An 18099-nucleotide genomic window follows, 5' to 3' on the forward strand; every position below is an offset into this window, starting at 1 on the left:
TTATACCCTTAATTTGGCTGATTGAGAAATAGAAGCCTTTTGATGGAGAATTATCGTGTGATTGTTACTCTAGTTCCATTTGGTACTTGCCGAGCCAGCTCCAGTACATCTTGATTATGCATGCGAATGCACCCTTTCGAAACAGCCTTGCCGATCGATGCTGGATTATTTGTTCCATGAATGCCATAACCAAGTTTTGATAACGACAGCCACATGGAGCCATATGGGCCACCAGGGTTAGGTTCTCTGTTTACAACGACATATTCGCCGATGGGAGTTTGCGTCAGCATTTTCCCGATGCCCACGGGATAGGATTTTATCAGCTTGCCGGAGCGGAAAAGTGTAAGCCTTTTGCTGCCTAATGATACCGAAATCGAGTAAGGAATGGTAGACGGGTCAGGAAGTCCGGGAATGACGATTCGCTGGCCGGGATAGATAAGTGAAGGGCTAATAATGCCAGGGTTTGCAGCCAGGATTTGTGGAAGCGGCCTGCGATAGTTTGCGGCAATCAGTGCCAGCGTCTCGCCTCTTTTAACAATATGATACATAAAATCTCCTCCTCTAATGCAGTGTATGCCGGTTTTTTGAGGAGGGCTCCTCACGGTTATCGAGTGTCGTTTTTTAGCGAAACTTTGTAAATTTTTAAAAAATAGTATCGTTTTTCCTTATTCATAAAGGTAAAATAGGAATATAAAACTAGTTCGTAGTCATGTACCAGGTACTATTGTACTTCTGGAATGAGGATGGTTAGATGAATCAGATCAAGCAATCAAGAATAACTAAACTAAAAAGCAATCTTGCTTCGACAAAAATAGAACAGATGATTTCAGATATCATCTTTAAACATGTGAAAGACCTTGTTTTTATCATGAAGGTCGAACCGGGTAATCAATTCCGTTACTTATTTGCCAATGAGAACGGACTGATCCATGCTGGGATGGCTGCACACGATATCGGCAGGACGATGGACGAGGTTTTACCTCAAGGCCATCTGAACCCTTTGAAAAACCATTATATAAAGGCAGTGAAAGAGGGAGTGGAAGTTGTTTTCCATGATGAGGTAGACTTGGAGAATGACAGACAGGTTCTTGGCGAGACCCTTTTGACCCCAATCAAGGCAGCTGACGGGAAAGTTCAATATGTTGTGGCAGTCACTAGGGATATGACAGAAAACTTCAAAGAAAAGAATAGATTGATTGATAGCGAGCAACGGTACCGCTCACTCATTGACCATAATCTGGATGCGGTCTTTTCAATTGATTTGAAGGGAAAGATATTGGATGTCAACCCGGCCGCTCAATTATTGACAGGCTATACTGTCAAACAGCTTAAATCAAAAAAAATCAGTGGCTTGATATGTGAAAGTGATCTGCCGACTTTTAATGAAGTCTTATCCGATACGAAAATGGGCAATGCTAAGGAATCGCTCGATTGCCGGTTCATGCACCGAAAAGGTAATTTCCTTACGGTTCACATGAAGACGATTCCCATTGTGATCCATTCTGAAATAAAGGGTATGTATATCATTATCCGAGATCTTTCCGAGCAGGCGAAAAGCACTGAACTTATTAAGTACATGGCATTCCATGACCAGCTGACAGGTTTGCGCAACAGGCGCGCACTCTTGGATCAACTGGATAGTCTTGTTAAGAATGTAAAAAAGCAAAGAGCTGAATTTGCATTACTGTTTTTGGACATTGACCGTTTCAAGTACTTAAATGATACGCTAGGTCATCTTGTTGGTGACCAGATTCTAAAACAAGTAGCACATCGGTTGATTGATATCCAAAAAGAAAACTGTACTGTTTACAGACAGGGAGGCGATGAATTCATCATTGTCCTCGAAAAGACAGGCAGAAATGGTGCTGGGGAGTTTGCGCAAAAAGTATTATGCAGGTTCAATGAATCTTTTTATTTCAATTCACAGGAATATTATATCACACCAAGTATTGGGATCAGCCTTTTTCCGAATGATGGCAAAGATGCAGAAACATTGATTAAATATGCTGATGAAGCCTTATATAGCGTCAAAGAAAAAGGAAAGGCCCATTATCAATTTTATCGATCGGACATGCAGTCAACCGGTGTTAATGTCATAACGCTCGAAGCCCATCTGCGAAAAGCGATTGAACGAAACGAACTTGAGCTCTATTATCAGCCGCAAATCAATTTAGTTACCAATGAAATATCCAGCTTCGAAGCATTGCTGCGATGGAATAACAGTGAGCTGGGCTTTATTTCACCAGCCGAATTCATCCCGCTTGCAGAGGACACTGGATTGATCATTCCAATTGGCAACTGGGTTATTGACAGGGCATGCTTTCAAATCAAGGAATGGACGAAAAAAACAGGGAATCCAATCCGGATCGCTATTAACATTTCTCCCAAGCAATTTATGCAGCTGGATTTAGTGCGGGTCATCAAGAACTCGATAGAGAAGCATAGTATTGACCCATCACTTCTGGAGATTGAAATTACTGAAGGCGCCATGCAGGATACAAAAGAGACAATCCCGATCCTGAAACGGTTGAAGGACCTGGGAATCAAAATCTCGGTAGATGATTTTGGAACAGGGTATTCTTCGCTAAGTTATTTGAAACAGTTTCCGATAGATGTATTGAAAATTGACCAGAGCTTTATAAGGGATATCAAGTACAGCGGCAAGGATGCAGCGATTATCACGACGATCATCCACCTGGGCAATAGTCTCGGCATGGAAGTGATTGCAGAGGGTGTTGAAGAGCAGAGCCAGGTTGATTTCCTGACAAATGCCGATTGCGAAAAAGCACAGGGATACTTTTTTGCCAGACCATTAAAGGCCGAGGAAGCAGAGGAAAAGTTCATCCTGAAACCAAAAACAAGCAGCTGATCAGCTGCTTGTTTCTTTACTTTTGAAGGTAAAAATCGCAAGTTCAGGCTGGGATAAGAACCTGAAAGGAAGCCTGGTCGTTCCAAGGCCGCGATTCACGTATAGTGTCAGATCATTATTGCTGCCTGCAGTGTAAAAGCCCTCAACATATTTTTCAGCAAAAGGCGGTGTGACCAGTGGGCCGTAAAATGGAATCTGGATTTGTCCTCCGTGGCTGTGACCGCTCAGCTGCAAATGTATGGGATGTTCTGCAGCTTCCTCTGCTTTGTCAGGTGCATGGGATAAGAGGATGGTATATGAGTTGTTTGGTATGTTGGCCATACACGCGTTCAAATCAGGCCTCCCGAGCATAGCATCATCGATTCCGGCTATCCAAACCGAACTGCCATCAAGGAGGTTGATGTTAGCTGAGGTGTTCAGTAATAAAGAGAAACCTGATTGTTCCATGATTTGTTTATATAAATCTGAACCATAGCCGCCATGGTCATGGTTTCCGTATACGGCAAACTTTCCGAGAGGCGCATTCAAGTGGCTCAATATGGAAATAAGCCTGTTTTTTTCACCAAAGTGTCTTGGGTCATCGATCAAATCTCCTGTAAAAACGATCAGGTCAGGATTCAGCTTATTGATTTGGGTGATCAACTGCTTCAGCTGTTCCATCGTATACTGGAATCCAATATGGGTATCACTGAATTGAATAAGCCTCACTCCATCAAACCCGGATGGCAGCGCCGCATTTTTAATAGTATGACGGGTAATATCAAGCATGCGGGGTTCGACTTCACGGGCATAGAAATAGCCTCCAGTGCCGAGTCCTGCAGCAGTTAATGCGGTTCCAACTGCCCTTTTAATAAAAGTCCTCCGAGTGATTTGTTCAGACATGAAAAATACCAACCTATCTCCGAATTTTCTCTACTATACTAGCAAACATACATGGAAAATAGAAGTGCCATTTTTGGGAAAGGTCCCTAATCTTGAAGTTTGGGTGTTTTTAAGACACGACATAAGGGAAGAGAAAGGAAATATAATAAGCCCTTTTGTAGTTAAGCAGAATTGAGGTGTTGTGGATGGGTGATCATGAACTCAAGATGGAAATGATTTTTATTCCCGCTAAAAATGGGCAAATAAAAGTTTTTGTGTATGGTTTTAATCATTTAGGAACATGGGGGAATGCAGTAGCCGTCTTTAATGATGAAAGTGTAAGCGCAAAAGGGTTCAATAAGAAGAGGACAATCGTCCATTCGCTTGCAAAGCTTCATAGGTCGCTTCTGAAAAAGAGGAGAGAAAATTAGAACGAATGCCCCATTCTTAAAAATTCTGTGAATAGAGATAAATAAAAAGACAAGGCCGGAATAATATCCAGCCTTATCCCATAACTTAACGGTAACTGACTGCTCTTGATTGCATCGCTTTCCATGTTTCTATAAATCGATTCTTGTTTACTGGCACCTGTTTTCGGCCAGACAGAGGGTCGTTCAAGTAGACCGTTGTTTCATTGAAACCGACAAGGACTACTGCGTGTAGATCTAGTGGCGTTTTGATGACCTCATCGCCATGCGTCCAGGATTCCCAGCGATCGGGAAGCCGATAGTCGCCGGTCGTCCATACAACTGCTGGATAACCAGCAGACACATGGTCAAGTACTGCTTCGAAGTCCTTGCCCGTCAAATTGACGGCCCTGCCTGGTAAATAACGATTAATCAAATCAATCATTGGTTTTTCGAAGACCGCATATCCTGCTCGGTTACCGGTCATATCTCCAACAAAACCTTCAGCTGGATTACCCCAACTCAAAATATCTCCATTTGCAGATCTTTTCAGAGGATCATTATCTTTTTGTATCTCCTCGAAAAGCTTCATTTTAGTTGTATCAGCACCGGCAAAGTTCAGCATCATCGCCAGGCTGGTCACTTCACAACCGTATTTTAATTCTGGATTTTGTTTGATCAAGGGTACGTTCAGTAATGCCTTGCTTTTCCGTTGCCGGTGTTGGTCTTGCTTCTGATTAGGGTTTGGGACCGCCATTTCCTGAATTGGCTCAGGACTTTCCATAATAATGGGTTCATTTTTGTTTTGTTGAACTTGTGCTTCATTTTCGGCGGGCGAGCCGTGGCTGCATCCAAGCAATGGAAGAAGAATGCCAATGAAATGCCACGTTTTCATGTCATCATCCTTCCATAAGCTTATATTTATTTTTTGTTTATCTTGATGATTTTATGACTTGAGGAAAATGGAAACAGTGTAACTGAGGGAATACTCATATTATGATAAAATCATTCATATCAAATTAGTGATAAGAACTTTTAAAACGTTGTGGAGCACAATAAAATTTTGCAGGTTTTAGGGAGGTTTCAGATTGAATTGGATGCTCTGGATATTTTAACCGACCTTGAACATGTCGTCCCTTTTTTTCAGCCGATTTTTAATGCGGAGGAGCATAAAATCATGGGATATGAAGTATTAGGCCGGTATATAAGCGGAAATGAGGAAATTAGTCTCGGGCCTTTTTTTCACGATGATACAATTCCTGAAGAGTACCGGATTGAAGTGGAAAATGTCGTTTTTTCTAAAGCAATGGAAATAGCCTCACACTCAGTTGACCAGGACCTTTTATGGTTTGTCAACAAGGATGCTGGATTATTGATGGTGGATGATGGAGAGGGATTTCTGCAATTGCTCCTTTCCTTCCAGGATAGAGGGTTAAGGCCTGAGCACATAGTGCTTGAAATATCTGATCGTAATGTACAAAGCCATATAGAGCATCTGATCAATTACTATAAATCCTTTGGGATAAAAATTGCGATGGCCCAAGTGGGCAGTGAAAGCAGGTATTTTGAGCGAATAGCTGGCATTGAACCAGAAATTCTAAAAATTGATATGTCCTCGCTAAGATCAAACAATGCAGGTCCGGCCTATCTGGATGTCCTTCATTCTTTATCAATCCTTGCCCGGAAAATTGGTGCGACACTTTTGTTTGAAAACATTGAAACGCCGTATCAGCTGCAGTTTGCCTGGAAGAACGGAGGCAGGTTTTATCAAGGATTTTATCTAAGAAAACCTCAGCGGAATTTAGTTGAAAAAGATATTCTAAAGGAAAAAATAAAGTCAGAAATACATGGGTTTATCTTATCCGAGAAGAAACGGCTTCACTCTTTTTTTGATTTGCGAATCGAGCTGAACACGAAGCTCCAGGAATTGATAAGCCGAAATAAAAAAGGGCAAAATCCTAGTGAGTTCCTGATGGCGATGGGAGAAAGTCTTGATGGAATGGCATTCCGTATGTATATATGTGACGAAGACGGATTCCAGCTGTCACCTAACCTTTACAAGACAGGTGAGCATTGGGTTCTGCAGCCAAAGTACCTGGATAAGAACTGGAGCTGGCGACCTTACTTTCTTGAGAACATTATTAGAATGAGAACAGGGAAAAAGGGGATCTTGTCAGACCGATACAGTGATATTGAGACGGGGGAGGTAATCCGGACGTTTTCGCTGCCTTTAAATGGAGCTGAATTCTTATTTGTCGATTTAAGCGCATCTTTTCTTAATGAACGCGAAGGGTTATTTTAACAAACAGAAAAGCGCATAGTAAATTGAAATATGTACAATTTATAGATACAGCCTTCTATAAAGGGGGATTTTTATGAGTATATATACGACAATGCTCTTATTGGCAGGGGCAGGGGTGCTGGTTGCCGGCCTTTTCTATACCTGGACCTTTGGAAAGGGGCAGAAAAGAGCTCAAGGAAATCTGGATTCTCAGGTCCCAGGGGCTGTTCAGGAGCACGCATACATCCGAAACCCTATTTTTTTGACCTATATAATCGTGCTTTCTATAGCTCTGTTGTTCGTCGTTTATTTTGCGGTGACAACAGGATCGCGATATTAACCTCCAAATCGGGGGTTATTTTTTTTCTAAAGAGTTCCGGAAAATACTACAAATTTTTTAACATTTGCGTTAGTTCGAGTCAGTTAAGGGTAAATTGATACTGTAAAACAGATATCGTGTCAGATGCTGAGGTTATTTTACGAATGAATTTCATAATCATACAGGGTAAATCTTGGTAAAATTGTATTTACTAGTCATCATGGAGGAGGGGAAAAATGGACAAGCGGTTAAAGCTATTATTTTTGTTTATAACATCTTTATTATTCTTGATACCGGCCAATGCGTTTGCTGACTCAGATTTGGATGGCAGGGAAGAGGTTTTTGCATTCCTCGAAAAAGCTTTTGATTCACAGGTTTCCTTAAGTGAAAAAGGCAGGACTATGGATGAGATTGAAGCTGTATTAAACCCTTATTTTACAGAAGAATATAAGTCCCAATTCATTGGAGAGAACATAGTTGGACAGGAAAATGAATACCAGACTTATGGAACTGATTTCGCCCCATATTACATTCCGTTTTACGCTTTTTCAGAAAAGACGAAAGTGGTTGAGATGGAGAAGGAAATTTATGTAGTCGAGTTTTTTCCAGGGAATACCGAAGGACCAGTAGGCTATGAAGACCATTATGAAGGATTAAAGTTGGTTAATGAAAATGGCGACTGGAAGGTAGCTCAATATCTATATGATGAGGTTCCCCAGGAAGTAATCAATAAAGCCTACCCGGAAAAAGCGAAGGAGCAACCACAAGCTTCAAAGCCTGAAAATGAAGACAAGGAAATGGTCAGAACAACCGTATTCGGACCGAATTTTTCAGCGCTGAAGACGTTCATGGAGTTGGGAGTCATTTTCAGGAATGAAAACAGGACATTACTTTTCGGGTTATTATAAAAAACAAAAAAAGCGTGAAATCTAATCAGATTTCACGCTTTTTTACTCTCTATTAAACCCTATTTAATCTTTGATTTCCAAAACTCGCTTCAGCTTTTCAAGATCAAAGCCTGTGATGATTTCTTCTCCAATCACGATAGTTGGCGTGGAATAGGAATTGTAGTTTTCGGTCAACTCCTGCTTGCTTTGGTCATCCAGATTGATATTTTTCTCTGTATACGAGAAGCCGAATTCAGTCAGGAACATCTTAATGATTTGGCAAGGAGGGCAGTCGTTCTGGGTGTATACTATGATGTCTTTCATTTTATTTGCTTCCCCCGGTATTTTTGTTTAAATAATGGACCAGTCCCATTGCACTGACATTCACATCAAGATACAGCAGTTCATATATTGGATGGTTATTAGTCAGCCCTCGCTGGGTCAAGTGAGTTTTAATTTTATCATAAAGTTTCTGTGTAATCTGCTCAACTTGTTTTTCTGGATGCTTTTCTTTCGTTACAACATGTTTTGCTTCTTCAATGAAAACCTCAAGCCAGCTCTCCACTTGCCTGAAAGCTTCAGCAGAGTTTTCAGACATGCCATAATGTCCAAAGAATATCCGCTCTACCCCTAGTTCCTGGAAGCGACTCATGGAATAAAGCATCTTTTCAGGATCAAATTGATTTGGGGAAGTCGTTGGCAGGTAGAATTCGATGCCTTCACGATCAAGCTGCGGATAATAAATTCCTGCAGTGTCACCAGTGAAGATGCCGTTGGCTAGCGGATGATAAATACTGAAATGGTGATTGGCATGTCCTGGAGTATCTAAAAATCTCAATGTAAGCTTCTCGCTTATTTCTAATGTATCGCCTTCTCCTTTAATCAGCAGGCGATCTTCCGGAATTTCAACAATTGGGTCAAAAAGCTGTGAAAATTTGTCGCCATATACAGCTTTTGCACCCATGATCAACCTCGAAGGATCAGCAAGATGCCTTGCACCCTTGGGATGTACAACCACTTTCGCATTCGGGCAGCGCTGTAGCATCAGCCCCGCCCCGCCAGCATGGTCAAGGTGTATATGGGTCACGATTATGTATGAAATATCGCCAGGTGATACTCCTAGTGTCTGCAAACCTTCAAGGATATAGGGAATGGACGGGCTAGCGGATGTTTCGATAAGCGTCACCTTATCTTCTGTTAATACATATGTACCGGTACGTTCAGGCATACTTAAATCAAAATCATCGATTAGAAAGACATTTTCAGTTAGCTGGACTGGTTTTTTCAAAAAATCACTCCTTTTCTCAAAGCTTTTACTTGTACATCTTCTGACATTATTTTATTCTGTTAATATTGACATGTAAAGAATTGTGTATAGAAAATTCTGAAATCATTTTACATGGATATAAATAGGCCAATTGCAAAATCTATTGTTATGTTATTGGTTTTTGTTTTGAAAGGAGAGGGAGCATAATGTCACAGCTTCAGGGAATAATCACTCGTTTAAAAAATCTGCAAGAGCAGTCCAATGGAGGAGAACCTGCTCAACGCTTTTTTGAAGTGAATGGTGAGCGTAAATGCCAGGTTACATACCATCCAAAAACTGAAACATACGAATTGGAAATATACAATGACAAAGAAAAGCCTAAGAAATATCAATTCGACAACATTGATATGATTACAATTGAGATCTTTGATCTTATTCAGTAATCTCAATAACAATGGGACCCATCTGTGGTCCTTTTTTGTTTTGAATCTTGCTTATTATTCTCGTTTTCCTGGAGTAAACTAAATAAAAGCGCCCTCATTTATAATGTGGTAAAATATAATGGAAAGAAATCCATTTTAGGGAGTTTTCGCCATGATTAGTCTTTACAGCGGTGAGTTTTTGGAAGTGTCAATTAAAGACCTGATGATTCCTTCTGAACGCGTAGCCCATGTCCAAGTTGGCAACAGTCTGGAGCATGCTCTGCTTGTATTAACAAAGAGCGGGTATACTGCGATTCCTGTTCTTGATCCTCATTATCGTCTAATGGGTTTAATCAGTACACCTATCATAATGGATTCAATTCTCGGCCTCCAAAGAATCGAGTTTGAGCAACTTGAGAGGAAGCGAGTAGAAGAAGCCATGAATACGAAAATACCAAGAATCAACATCCACTCAACACTCAAATCCTCATTGGACCTTCTTGTTGATCATCCCTTCCTCTGTATAGAAGATGACTCTGGTATATTTGAGGGTATTCTGACAAGGCGGACTGTGCTGCTGAAATTGAGCCAACAAGTAAAAAGGTATAATAAGAAATAAAATTATAAGGCAGCTCCCGGATCCGGGGGCTGAATTTTTTACTGTATAAGAAAGAATAAACTTTATTACTCTGATTAGTGTCCAGCTCCAGCGCCTAGCCAGTTTTCATCCCTGAGAGGGCTTCCTGGAGTATCTTGCGATAAGCGTCAGCTTTGAGCAGCTCGAGTCGCTTGTCTAGCTGCGGCTCCTAACTCCTCGAGACGTTTCGGTCCTGCCAATGAAGTCAAAGAGCGACTTCACTGTCAGGCCCTCCAACGCTTGTCGGAGTTGGGCAGTCGCCTTCGCTTTTCGATTTGTCTAGTGAAGTCAAAGAGCGACTTCACTGGTCGGCCCTCCAGCGCTTGTAGGGGCTGAGCAAGGCGCTTGCGCTTTTCTTTTAGAGGTGTGTATATGGGACAGGCTGAACCAAAAATGAACAAGAAAGAAACAAAACGCTCTTTTGTGCTGGCGACTGTTATGCTTGCCATGTTCATGGGAGCTGTAGAAGGTACGATTGTGTCTACGGCTATGCCGGCAATTGTCGGTGACTTGGGCGGTTTTGCATTATATAGCTGGGTTTTCTCTGCTTATTTGCTGATGAATGCTGTTACTGTTCTCATCTACGGCAAATTATCGGATTTATTTGGCAGGAAACCAATTTTAACTTTTGGTATTATCATCTTCTTGATTGGTTCGATTTTATCCGGGACGGCCGAGACGATGGAAATGCTGATTTTATACCGATTCATTCAGGGGTTTGGGGCTGGTGCAGTCATGCCGATTGCCACAACCATTGTTGGGGATATCTATTCAAAGGAAGAAAGGGCGAAGATACAGGGTTATCTATCCAGTGTCTGGGGTATTTCAGCTGTTTCGGGACCAGCTCTTGGCGGCTTGCTGGTGGAATATGCAAGCTGGCGATATGTTTTCTGGATCAATGTTCCGCTCGGAATCCTGGCAATCGCGGGTCTCTGGCTTTACCTCCATGAAGATATTGAGAAAAAGAAGCATAAGATCGATTATCCTGGTGCGATTCTTCTTACTGTGGCAATAAGCTCACTAATGATTATCCTCGTCGAAGCGGGTGCGAATTGGGCATGGACGTCTCCCAAAACAATCGGCCTGATCAGCTTGAGCATACTGACATTGATTCTCTTTATAATTCAAGAGAGAAGGGCCGAAGAGCCGATGATGCCATTTAATATTTGGCGGGAGCGATCCATATTCATCGCCAATATGACTTCTCTGACAACTGGTGTCATGCTTATTGGCATTTCAAGCTTTTTGCCTGCATTTGTACAGGGAGTCATGGAGAGGTCTCCAATTGTGGCTGGTTTTACGCTGACGGCCATGTCAATAGGGTGGCCGATTGCTTCGGCTCTCAGCGGCCGCCTGCTATTGAGTATCGGCTATCGCAAGACATCACTATTTGGCGGAGCCGCATTGATCCTCGGCAGTATCCTGTTTGTCACCCTCACGCCTGAAGGTGGCCCTCTATGGGCTGCGGCAGGGTCGTTTTTCGTCGGAGTGGGTATGGGTCTGACTAGTACCGCATTCATTGTATCCATCCAAAGTACTGTTGCCTGGCAGCAAAGAGGAATCGCGACAGCAGCCAATATGTTCATGAGGAACCTGGGCAATACAGTGGGAGCTGCCTTGCTCGGAGGAGTCCTAAACAGCAGCATCTTAAGCTATATGAAAAATAATGGAGCCACAGGTCAGGACCTCTCGATAGATGCAGCGAATGTCCTGCTTAATGAATCAGAGAGGATGAAGCTTCCAGCAGATTTAAAGACAGTTCTACAGGATGCACTGACAAACGCCCTTCATTCGGTATACATTGTCGTATTCATTTTTGCTATTATCAGCTTGCTGTTCATCTTATTCCTGCCTAAAAAAGAGGAAGTGTGATTTATATGGTAGAGTGGGTCCACCTGCATTTACCGAAAAAGAGGAAATGTGAAGAAAACGGTAAAAGGAACATAGTGGACAAAAGTAATAAGAGGGGAGTTCCAGGAATAGCTTACAAACGAAAAACTGCAGATTTCTGCAGTTTTTTATTATAATGTAATTAATAATATAAGAAATACTTATTAAGAGGTTGAGTTATGTCATCTATTTCGGAGTTCCATCTGTTGTCTGTACTAGCCCAGGAAATGAATATGAGGAAGGCAGCGGAGAGATTATTTGTTTCACAGCCCGCTTTGTCCCAAAGGCTGCAATCGATCGAAAAAGATTGGGGTACCAAGCTATTCCTACGTTCTCAGAAAGGGTTAACATTGACGCCTGCGGGAGAAGTCGTCATCCAATTTGTTAATGACACCATTGCCAGGGAGGAAAAAGCAAGGGAATCCATTCATGCATTAAATTCGGAGGTGTATGGAACCCTTAAAATAGCCGTTGCATCTATCGTTGGCCAAAATTGGCTGCCGCAGGTCTTGAAGAAATACGTAAACCGATACCCTCAGGCAAAAATATCACTTGTGACTGGCTGGAGCAGTGAAATATCAAAGGCGCTATACGAAGACCAGGTTCACATCGGCATAATAAGGGGCACACCGGACTGGAAAGGTGTCAAGATCCACTTATTCAAGGACAGTCTGTATTTGGTAGATACGGAAATAACCAGTCCTGAACAAGTATTGGATACAGACCGGCCGTTTATCCAATTTAAAAGTGATTCGAATTACTATCAGGAAATACAGGATTGGTGGTTAAGGCAATTCCAGACAGCACCTAAAAGAACAATCATTGTCGACCAGATTGAAACCTGTAAGCAAATGACCTTCAACGGAATTGGATACGCCATCCTTCCGGCTATAACACTGAATGGGGCGGAAAAAGATATTTTCAAAGTTCCTCTTCACGATGAAAACAACGAACCTCTGGGAAGGGACACTTGGCTTCTGGGGTATGAATCGGCCTTCCGTTTGAAGCAAGTGCAGGCGTTCATTGATATCGTCAAAGAACATATTGTTGAGACCAAGAAAACTGATAAATAGTTTTTCTTGTTTTAAAAACTTTTGTTTGTTAAAGTAATTTTTAGAAAAGCCTGTTTTCCGTTTTGTTGCTTTAGCAGATTAATTCTATAAAAGAGCAGCACGCCAGCGGAATGAGGCAAATACATACATAATTTGGAGGCAAAGTATATGAAAATGATGGATGCTAACGAAATCATTTCGTTTATTCAAAATAGCAAAAAAGCTACACCAGTAAAGGTATATATTAAAGGTGACCTTGAGGGAATCGACTTTGGCGAAAACGCAAAGACGTTCATCACAGGCAACACAGGTGTTGTTTTCGGTGAGTGGGCTGAAATCAATCCGGCAATCGAAGCTAACCAGGCTAAAATTGAAGATTATGTTGTAGAAAACGACCGCAGAAATTCAGCTATTCCATTGTTGGACATGAAGAATATCAAAGCTCGTATTGAACCAGGTGCCATCATCAGGGACCAGGTTGAAATCGGCGACAATGCAGTTATCATGATGGGTGCATCTATCAATATCGGTGCGGTTGTAGGCGAGGGTACGATGATCGACATGAACGTGGTACTTGGTGGACGTGCAACAGTTGGAAAGAACTGCCACATTGGTGCTGGTTCAGTACTTGCTGGTGTTATTGAACCGCCTTCAGCAAAGCCTGTCGTAGTGGAAGATGATGTAGTCATCGGTGCAAACGCTGTTGTCCTTGAGGGTGTAACAGTAGGCAAGGGTGCGGTAGTCGCTGCAGGAGCAATTGTAATCGACGATGTGCCTCCATATACTGTTGTAGCTGGAACACCAGCACGTGTCATCAAGGAAATCGACGAGAAGACTAAATCTAAAACTGAAATCAAGCAGGAGCTTCGCCAGCTTTAATAGCAAGCATGAAAGCGTGGATAATTAGTCCGCGCTTTCTTTTACGTGATAGGAGAAATATATTTCAATTCGATAATTGTCCAGCTCCAGCGCCTAGCCCCTCGAGTCGCTTGTCTAGTTTCGCCTCCTAGAAACTCTGAAACTTCAACTCCGCCGGCAGAAGCAAAAAGCGCTTCTTTGTTGGAGTCTCCAGTTTCTGCGTTTCTGGGCAGTCGGCTATACTTTTCGATTTCGGTCCGCCCGTTGAAGTCAAAGAACGACTTCAATGGTCGGCCCTCCAGCGCTTGTCGAGGCTGACCAATGCGCTTGCGCTTTTCTTAATAAGGGGAGAGAACTCTATGGATTTTACTACTTTCGTTAAAATTAGAAGAGATTTGCATCAAATTCCTGAGCTGGGTTTCAAGGAGTTCAAAACTCAGGCTTATCTACTGGACTATCTAAGCAGTCTTCCTCAGGACACCCTGGAAATAAAGACATGGAAGACAGGGGTTTTTGTCAGGATCAAAGGGATGAATCCAAAGAAGACGATTGGCTACAGAGCTGATATCGATGGTCTTCCAATCACAGAAGCAACTGGCCTGGATTTCAAATCACTCCATGAAGGGCAGATGCATGCATGCGGTCATGATTTTCATATGTCTATTGCCCTTGGATTGATTTCGTACTTCCTTGCCCACCCGATTGATGATCATTTGCTGTTCATTTTCCAGCCTGCAGAGGAAGGTCCGGGTGGTGCCGAGCCAATGCTTAAAACGGACATCATGCAGGAATGGAAGCCGGATATGATCATTGCCTTGCATATTGCTCCTGAGTATCCTGTCGGAACGATTGCAACACGGGAAGGGCTGCTTTTTGCCAACACATCCGAATTGTTCATTGACCTTGAGGGGAAGGGTGGGCATGCGGCGTATCCTCACCAGACTAATGATATGGTCGTAGCAGCTTGTGCTCTTGTGAACCAGCTTCAATCTGTTGTCTCTAGAAATGTTGATCCACTCGACAGTGCTGTTGTAACAGTCGGCAAGATCACCGGAGGCACGGTACAAAATATCATTGCTGAAACAGCAAGGCTGGAAGGGACGATCCGCACATTGTCTGTAGAGTCCATGGCGAGAGTGAAGGAAAGGATTGAAGCACTCGTAAAAGGTATCGAAGTAGGCTATCAATGCAAGACTTCAATTGACTATGGTGCCATGTACCATCAAGTTTATAATAATGAAGAATTGGCACGTGACTTTATCGCTTTTGCTGAGGAACGTGAAAATATCGACGTGATTGTATGCAAAGAGGCAATGACTGGAGAAGACTTTGGTTATATGCTCAAAGAAATTCCCGGCTTTATGTTCTGGCTCGGTGTTCATTCAAACCATGGACTTCATCATGCCAGACTAGACCCGGATGAGGACGCCATCGAGACAGCAATTAATTTGTTGACCAAGTATATTGAGTACAAAAGCAATTAAAGGATGTTGCTAATCCGCTTTAAAGTATCAGTGAAAGTGCCATTCCAAAAAAGAGGTGTTCGATATGAGATTGCGTCAACCTATGCCTGAAATAACCGGAGCCGCTGAATGGCTCAATGGAGAGGTTACAAGACAACAGCTGGTTGGTGAAAAGCCGACTCTTATCCACTTTTGGTCAATTAGCTGTCATCTATGCAAGGTAGCAATGCCCTCGGTGAATGAACTGCGCGATCAATATAAAGATAATCTGAATGTGATGGCTGTCCATATGCCAAGGTCAGAAAAAGACATGAATATGGAAGTAATCAAACAGGTGGCAGCAGAACACAGCATATCCCAGCCTATTTTTATTGATCATGACCATATATTAACGGACGCGTTTGAAAATCAATATGTACCAGCTTATTACCTTTTTGATCATAATGGTTTGTTAAGGCATTTTCAGGCTGGTGGGAGCGGACTGAAGATGCTAGAAAAGCGTGTGATCAGAGTTCTCGAAGAAATGGAAAAGGAAGATTGAACCAAAACTTGTTTTTAATGAACATTTTCCTGTATAACTACAAGTTTGTCCGATAGAACCCTTCTAATGGACATTTCCCTGCATAAAGACATGAGTTTGTCCGATAGAGCCCTTCTATCGGACACTTTTCTTCATAAAAGACTCCAAGTTTGTCCGATAGAGCTCACCTAATGGACACTTTTCTCCATAATGACCAAAAGCTTGTCCGATATAGACCTTCTAATTGATTTTTTTCCTTTGACTCCTACGTCCGACACCATTACGCCAGCCTTTCTAATTAAAATCAGATAATTTCCATATACAAAAAAATATAAAAATTCTAAAAAATACTGGAAAAATATTTCGAAACTCGATATATTAATGTATACGTGCTTTTTCTTTTTTACTAAGCTTTTCCAAATATTTATCGGTAAGTGGCTATTTTTACAAGGTTGGGGGTACGAATTCTTAATTCACTTACGAAGAAGGAAAAAAACATTATTGCCTAAACAATCTCTAATTTTCCAAAGGGGGGATATATGAATGGAGACATTCAAAAAATTAAAAGAATATTATTGGCCTTTTAAAAATTACTTTACATGGTCAATCTTATTTATGTTGATTGTAACAGCGATAACAGTGGTTTATCCGATGATTCTTCAGCTTACAATCGATGAAGCCGTCATTGGAGGACGCTATGATCTGATTCCACTTCTTGCTGCCGGTTTTGTGGGATCCATGGTCGTTAAAGGTATCTGTACCTACATTTATCAATATACAGGGGACCTGTTTGGGATCCATTCTGTCTACAAGCTGAGAAACTCGCTTTATGAAAGGCTTCAGTTCCTTTCTTTCCGTTATTACGACAATGCGAAGACTGGTGATCTAATGTCAAGGCTTACTGCAGATGTGGAAGGCTTTCGCTTTTTCCTAAGCTTTGGCTTCTCAGAGTTGATTCGTTTTGTCCTCTTAATTGGTATTAGTTTTTCAGTTATGTTCTATTATTCTATTTCATTGACTTTTGTGACTCTCGCTACACTGCCTTTCCTTGCTGTAGTCGTGTATAAGTTTGACAGGGCAGTCCATCCGGCGTTCAGGGGGATCCGGAAGTCGTTTGGGAAGCTGAATACTAAGGTTCAGGAGAATATTAGCGGAATCAACACTGTAAAATCTCTTTCTCGTGAAGATTATGAGATTGGCAGATTCAATGCTTCAAATGGTAATTATAAGGATCAATATTTATCCACCTCGGAAATCTGGGCGAAGTATTTCCCGTTAATGGAGTTTTTAGGGAATTTAAGTGTTGTCCTGCTTTTAGGATACGGCGGCTTCCTGGTCATGAATGAATCTTTGCTGCCGGGAGAGCTGGTGGCTTTCTACAGCCTCGTATGGTATATCATGTGGCCAATCATGAACCTTGGATTCGTGGTGAATCTCTTTTCCCAATCCAAAGCATCAGGAGAACGATTATTGGAGATTCTTGAAGCTGATGAGGAGATTGAAGAAAAGCGCGGGGCCCTTCAGGTTGAAAAGCTCTCGGGAGACGTAGAATTCAATGATGTAACACTCCGTTATGGCGATGATGAAAATGAAGCTTTATATAATATTACCTTTAAAGCATGTCCTGGACAGACAATTGGATTAATTGGGTCGACAGGTTCTGGAAAAACAAGCATTACCCAGCTGATGACCAGGTTTTATGAGCCAGTCGCCGGCCAGGTCCTGATTGATGGCCTGGATATAAAGGATTATTCAATCCGTTCACTTCGCAGCAATATAGGGATTGTCCTACAGGAATCTTTCCTTTTTTCTTCCTCGATTAAAGCCAATATCTCTTATGGCAATCCAGACGCTACGATGGAGGAAATCATTGCTGCCGCAAAAAGGGCGCAGGCACATAGTTTTATTATGGATCTGCCGGATGGGTACGATACAATCCTTGGGGAAAGAGGAATGGGGCTTTCTGGCGGCCAAAAGCAAAGAATCGCGATTGCCAGGGCGATTTGTGTCAATCCGAGTATTTTGATCCTTGATGATGCCACAAGTGCGGTTGATATGGAAACTGAATTCAAGATCCAGCAAGCACTTCTGGAAGTCATGAAGGGGCGAACGACTTTTATCATCGCACACCGCATTTCTTCCCTTAAGCATGCAGATGAAATTCTAGTGCTTGAAAATGGGGCAATTGCTGAGCGAGGAACCCATGAACAACTGATCAAGAATGGCGGAACATATCAAAAAATCTACGATATACAATTTAAGGACCGCCAAAAAGTATCGCAAACTGGCTGATATAAAAAAGGATGATTGATATTTGTTTGTTATTCGGTCATACCGGATCAGTTATCTACAATGTACAGGGGGGA

Annotated in this window: 19 protein-coding genes; 13 read left to right on the top strand and 6 right to left on the bottom strand. The window is 42.1% G+C overall.

Annotated features, from left to right (window positions below):
• Positions 1–50: 50 nt before the first annotated feature.
• On the bottom strand, positions 51–548 hold the full coding sequence (locus FOF60_RS07745; protein WP_192473594.1) for a L,D-transpeptidase family protein: 498 nt from the start codon (positions 546–548) through the stop codon (positions 51–53).
• A gap of 203 nt (positions 549–751) precedes the next feature.
• Between FOF60_RS07745 and FOF60_RS07750 the strand changes: the two genes are divergently transcribed.
• Positions 752–2869, top strand: coding sequence for a sensor domain-containing protein (locus tag FOF60_RS07750; protein WP_192473595.1), 2118 nt, complete (start codon positions 752–754; stop codon positions 2867–2869).
• Here FOF60_RS07750 and FOF60_RS07755 read toward each other — a convergent pair whose 3' ends face one another.
• Positions 2870–3751 (bottom strand): metallophosphoesterase, encoded by an 882-nt coding sequence (locus FOF60_RS07755; protein ID WP_192473596.1) that lies wholly within the window; start codon positions 3749–3751, stop codon positions 2870–2872. It abuts the gene before it with no gap.
• Positions 3752–3936: 185 nt separating this feature from the next.
• Between FOF60_RS07755 and FOF60_RS07760 the strand changes: the two genes are divergently transcribed.
• Positions 3937–4161 (top strand): hypothetical protein, encoded by a 225-nt coding sequence (locus FOF60_RS07760; RefSeq protein WP_192473597.1) that lies wholly within the window; start codon positions 3937–3939, stop codon positions 4159–4161.
• Between the two features lie 85 nt (positions 4162–4246).
• Here the strand turns inward: FOF60_RS07760 and FOF60_RS07765 are convergent, their stop codons facing one another.
• On the bottom strand, positions 4247–5032 hold the full coding sequence (locus FOF60_RS07765; RefSeq protein WP_192473598.1) for a C39 family peptidase: 786 nt from the start codon (positions 5030–5032) through the stop codon (positions 4247–4249).
• Positions 5033–5230: 198 nt separating this feature from the next.
• Between FOF60_RS07765 and FOF60_RS07770 the strand changes: the two genes are divergently transcribed.
• The 3 genes from FOF60_RS07770 to FOF60_RS07780 all read left to right on the top strand — a co-directional run bounded on the left by FOF60_RS07770 (position 5231) and on the right by FOF60_RS07780 (position 7645).
• Positions 5231–6439: an EAL domain-containing protein gene (locus FOF60_RS07770; RefSeq protein WP_192473599.1), complete on the top strand. Its 1209-nt coding sequence runs from the start codon at positions 5231–5233 to the stop codon at positions 6437–6439.
• Between the two features lie 73 nt (positions 6440–6512).
• Entirely contained in the window at positions 6513–6758 is a 246-nt protein-coding gene (locus FOF60_RS07775; protein ID WP_192473600.1) for a hypothetical protein, read from the top strand.
• A gap of 215 nt (positions 6759–6973) precedes the next feature.
• A complete protein-coding gene (locus tag FOF60_RS07780) occupies positions 6974–7645 on the top strand; it encodes a DUF3993 domain-containing protein (RefSeq protein WP_192473601.1) in 672 nt (223 codons plus the stop codon).
• A 63-nt stretch (positions 7646–7708) separates the two neighbouring features.
• On the opposite strand, the gene FOF60_RS07785 is transcribed toward FOF60_RS07780, so the two are convergent.
• Together FOF60_RS07785 and FOF60_RS07790 are read right to left on the bottom strand one after the other, a co-directional pair.
• Positions 7709–7948, bottom strand: a complete 240-nt coding sequence (locus tag FOF60_RS07785; protein WP_192473602.1) for a glutaredoxin family protein — start codon at positions 7946–7948, stop codon at positions 7709–7711.
• 1 nt (position 7949) lies between these two features.
• Positions 7950–8912, bottom strand: coding sequence for an MBL fold metallo-hydrolase (locus FOF60_RS07790; protein ID WP_192473603.1), 963 nt, complete (start codon positions 8910–8912; stop codon positions 7950–7952).
• Positions 8913–9097: 185 nt separating this feature from the next.
• On the opposite strand from FOF60_RS07790, the gene FOF60_RS07795 reads away from it, so the two are divergent.
• The 5 genes from FOF60_RS07795 to dapD all read left to right on the top strand — a co-directional run bounded on the left by FOF60_RS07795 (position 9098) and on the right by dapD (position 13771).
• Entirely contained in the window at positions 9098–9334 is a 237-nt protein-coding gene (locus FOF60_RS07795; protein ID WP_023627836.1) for a YkuJ family protein, read from the top strand.
• Positions 9335–9485: 151 nt separating this feature from the next.
• The gene (gene cbpB / locus FOF60_RS07800) at positions 9486–9932 is read left to right on the top strand and encodes a cyclic-di-AMP-binding protein CbpB (protein ID WP_192473604.1); all 447 of its coding nucleotides are present in this window, start codon (positions 9486–9488) and stop codon (positions 9930–9932) included.
• A 390-nt stretch (positions 9933–10322) separates the two neighbouring features.
• Positions 10323–11822 carry an MDR family MFS transporter gene (locus tag FOF60_RS07805; protein ID WP_225649846.1) on the top strand — a complete coding sequence of 500 codons (1500 nt, stop codon included), beginning with the start codon at positions 10323–10325 and terminating at the stop codon, positions 11820–11822.
• A gap of 197 nt (positions 11823–12019) precedes the next feature.
• Positions 12020–12913, top strand: a complete 894-nt coding sequence (locus FOF60_RS07810; protein WP_192470187.1) for a transcriptional regulator CcpC — start codon at positions 12020–12022, stop codon at positions 12911–12913.
• A 147-nt stretch (positions 12914–13060) separates the two neighbouring features.
• On the top strand, positions 13061–13771 hold the full coding sequence (gene dapD / locus FOF60_RS07815) for a 2,3,4,5-tetrahydropyridine-2,6-dicarboxylate N-acetyltransferase (RefSeq protein WP_192470188.1): 711 nt from the start codon (positions 13061–13063) through the stop codon (positions 13769–13771).
• Between the two features lie 41 nt (positions 13772–13812).
• On the opposite strand, the gene FOF60_RS07820 is transcribed toward dapD, so the two are convergent.
• Positions 13813–14037 (bottom strand): hypothetical protein, encoded by a 225-nt coding sequence (locus FOF60_RS07820; RefSeq protein WP_192470189.1) that lies wholly within the window; start codon positions 14035–14037, stop codon positions 13813–13815.
• A 72-nt stretch (positions 14038–14109) separates the two neighbouring features.
• On the opposite strand from FOF60_RS07820, the gene FOF60_RS07825 reads away from it, so the two are divergent.
• From FOF60_RS07825 to FOF60_RS07835, 3 genes are all read left to right on the top strand, one after another.
• Positions 14110–15234: an N-acetyldiaminopimelate deacetylase gene (locus tag FOF60_RS07825; RefSeq protein WP_192470190.1), complete on the top strand. Its 1125-nt coding sequence runs from the start codon at positions 14110–14112 to the stop codon at positions 15232–15234.
• 64 nt (positions 15235–15298) lie between these two features.
• A complete protein-coding gene (locus tag FOF60_RS07830) occupies positions 15299–15754 on the top strand; it encodes a TlpA family protein disulfide reductase (protein WP_192470191.1) in 456 nt (151 codons plus the stop codon).
• Between the two features lie 522 nt (positions 15755–16276).
• A complete protein-coding gene (locus FOF60_RS07835) occupies positions 16277–18025 on the top strand; it encodes an ABC transporter ATP-binding protein (RefSeq protein WP_192470192.1) in 1749 nt (582 codons plus the stop codon).
• The last annotated feature ends 74 nt before the right edge of the window (positions 18026–18099 follow it).

This window comes from Mesobacillus jeotgali (genome assembly GCF_014856545.2).
GTDB lineage: Bacteria > Bacillota > Bacilli > Bacillales > Cytobacillaceae > Mesobacillus.